The 2,906-nt window shown below is 39.4% G+C and carries 3 protein-coding genes; 2 read left to right on the forward strand and 1 reads right to left on the reverse strand.

Features of this window, described 5'->3' with window-relative positions; genetic code table 11:
* A partial coding sequence (locus tag AC6F75_RS04105; RefSeq protein WP_500713676.1) for an AAA family ATPase occupies positions 1–1,270 on the reverse strand: 1,270 nt, incomplete at its 3' end.
* Between the two features lie 188 nt (positions 1,271–1,458).
* Between AC6F75_RS04105 and AC6F75_RS04110 the strand changes: the two genes are divergently transcribed.
* Together AC6F75_RS04110 and AC6F75_RS04115 are read left to right on the forward strand one after the other, a co-directional pair.
* Positions 1,459–2,217: a rhomboid family intramembrane serine protease gene (locus AC6F75_RS04110; protein ID WP_500713677.1), complete on the forward strand. Its 759-nt coding sequence runs from the start codon at positions 1,459–1,461 to the stop codon at positions 2,215–2,217.
* 57 nt (positions 2,218–2,274) lie between these two features.
* Entirely contained in the window at positions 2,275–2,700 is a 426-nt protein-coding gene (locus tag AC6F75_RS04115) for a hypothetical protein (protein ID WP_500713678.1), read from the forward strand.
* Positions 2,701–2,906: the final 206 nt, after the last annotated feature.

Consider the following 2,906-nt stretch of genomic DNA (forward strand, 5'->3'; position numbering starts at 1 on the left):
CATACTTATTTTTCCAAAGTGACTTCAAATAATTCCGATACGCATTTTCTTTAGCATTATTCCCCGGCTCATAAAAGGCAGTTCCTGAAACTTCTTTCGGTAAAAACTCGTGCGACACAAAATTGCCTTCATAATTATGGGCATATTGATAGTTGTCACCATAACCCAATTCTTTCATTAACTTGGTAGGCGCATTTCTTATCGAAAGCGGCACTTCCAAATCACCTGTTTTCTGAACGGCCTCAAGAGCCTCATTAATGGCCTTGTAGCTTGCATTGCTTTTGGGCGAAGTGGCCAGATAAATGGCACACTGACTCAAAATGATGCGCGACTCGGGATAACCAATGGTCGTCACCGCCTGAAATGTGTTGTTTGCAATCACCAAAGCTGTGGGGTTTGCGTTCCCAATATCTTCAGATGCTAAGATAAGCAATCTGCGCGCAATAAATTTTACATCCTCACCACCGGCAATCATTCTTGCCAGCCAGTAGACAGCTGCATTGGGGTCGCTTCCGCGAATGGATTTAATAAATGCCGAAATAATGTCATAATGCTGCTCACCGGTTTTGTCGTAACGCACCGTTTTTTGTTGAGCTTTTTCCATCACCATATCGTTAGTGATGGTCACTTTATCACCGGGTTCTGAATCGATGACAAGCTCAAAAATGTTGAGTAATTTTCGGGCGTCACCTCCTGAAAGTCTTATTAATGCTTCAGTTTCTTTGAGTTTTATTTTTTTCTTTTTTAGGAATTCATCCTTTTCCATTGCTCGTGTGAGCAGGTCTTCCAAGTCTTTTTTCTCAAACGATTTTAAAATATAAACCTGACAGCGCGACAACAATGCGGCAATCACTTCAAAACTCGGATTTTCGGTAGTAGCACCTATAAGTGTCACCCAGCCTTTTTCAACGGCCCCAAGTAACGAATCCTGTTGAGATTTGCTGAAACGGTGAATTTCGTCAATAAAAAGTATGGGGTTTTTTGTAGTGAAAAGTCCGTCACCTTTTTTGGCTTTGTCGATGACCTCACGCACATCTTTAACACCACTGCTGATAGCGCTGAGTGTGTGAAATGGTCTTCCGCTTTCATTGGCAATAATGTTGGCAAGCGTTGTTTTCCCGGTTCCGGGAGGACCCCATAAAATCATTGAGGGCACGATGCCTTGCTTGATTTTAGCGGTGAGAACGCCCGTTTCACCCACAAGATGACGCTGACTGATATACTCATCAAGTGTTTTAGGTCTAATGCGTTCTGCCAGTGGAATATTCATGGTGTAAAGTTATTGTTTTTTACTATCATATAAAATCTTTTCGTCTAAGTTCCCCTCCCCTTTGGAGAGGGGTTAGGGGTGAGGACTGCCACATTTTCAGTATATTTATCACGGCAGAGTTTTTGGGAATCCAACTAAACAATTAATTGCGGGCACACTTTAAGAGATACCCGCATTCGCGGGTATTTATGAAAAAAATAGACAATCCCTTTACGTTTAACACCGGCACAATCGGTTACCCCATACTTTTTGTTTTGACAATTTGGTTGGTTTATTGGTTTGAGATTCGCTTTAGCGTAATCTTCAATTCTTGGGGAGTTTATCCGCGAACGGTGGAGGGTCTCAAAGGAATACTGTTCAGCCCGTTTATTCACGGAAGTGTTAAACACTTGTTTAATAATAGTATCCCGCTTTTGGTTTTAAGCACGGCATTGTTTTATTTCTACAAAAAAGACAGTTGGCGAGTGTTGTTTTTTGGCGTCTTACTAACAGGATTGATTACCTGGACAATTGGAAGACAGTCATACCATATTGGTGCCAGTGGGATAGTATATATGCTCGTTTCATTTCTGTTTTTTAAAGGGGCGTTATCAAAATATTACAGGTTAATGGCCCTGTCTCTTATCATAGTTTTTGTTTACGGAAGCCTGCTGTGGTATGTGTTTCCGATAGAAGAGGGAATCTCCTGGGAAGGTCATCTCGCCGGATTGATTACCGGGTTTTTATTTGCCTTGCTTTTCAAAACTAAAATTGAAAAGCCAAAACTTTATGCATGGGAACATGAAGACTACAATGAAGAAGAAGATGCTTTTATGAAACAATTTGACGAAAACGGTAACTTTGTGGGGACACCTAAAGAAGAAAAAGAACCGGATCAAGTAACAACTTCAGACTCTAAACCAAAAATTGTAATTAAATATACCTTTAAAAGTAAGGATAAAGAGTAAGCACTTAGTATTTTCTTAACGTTTAATACCCAATGTTTTCGTATTTTTAAAACAAAAATGCTGCTCAACGTCACTTACAACAATTCCGAAACCACAAAAAAAATAGATGCCGAAGTTGGCAAACCCTTTCCTTTGGTGGAACGCATCAAAATGAACGGCATTGGTTCGCCAAAACTCTTTATCAACTCCAGTAGTCTCGAAATTCACAACTTGCTTATACTGGACAACAATCGCAATGTTTGTCATATTGAAATGCGACCCAAAGGCATCATTTTGGGATTTCGGTCGTTGCTTGAAAGTTACGCACTTGTAATTCCCTTCTACAAACTAAACATTTATAAAGGCAAAGCCGAAGAATACAGTGTTTACAAAGACCACTATTTTGTAAAAGTGAGTGCAACTGACAAGACCACACACCGTTTTTTTCAAAAGCTTATCAATTATAAAATAGATAATGCACCCACGCAGATTGAGGATTTGTAGAAAACTGTAAAATTTATCCACCCTTTCACTATTTTATTTTTGGCGGAATGAACCGTAATATTGTAAACCACAAACCTGACTGATATGAAATATTTATTGTGTTTATCACTGGCTGTAATAATAGTCTTTGGCTGCAAAGAACAAACGGAAAATGATTCCATAGCTGAAATCGAAATTGAAAAAGATATGGAACTGGAGGAGCTTAT

Source organism: Planktosalinus sp., from assembly GCF_059864935.1.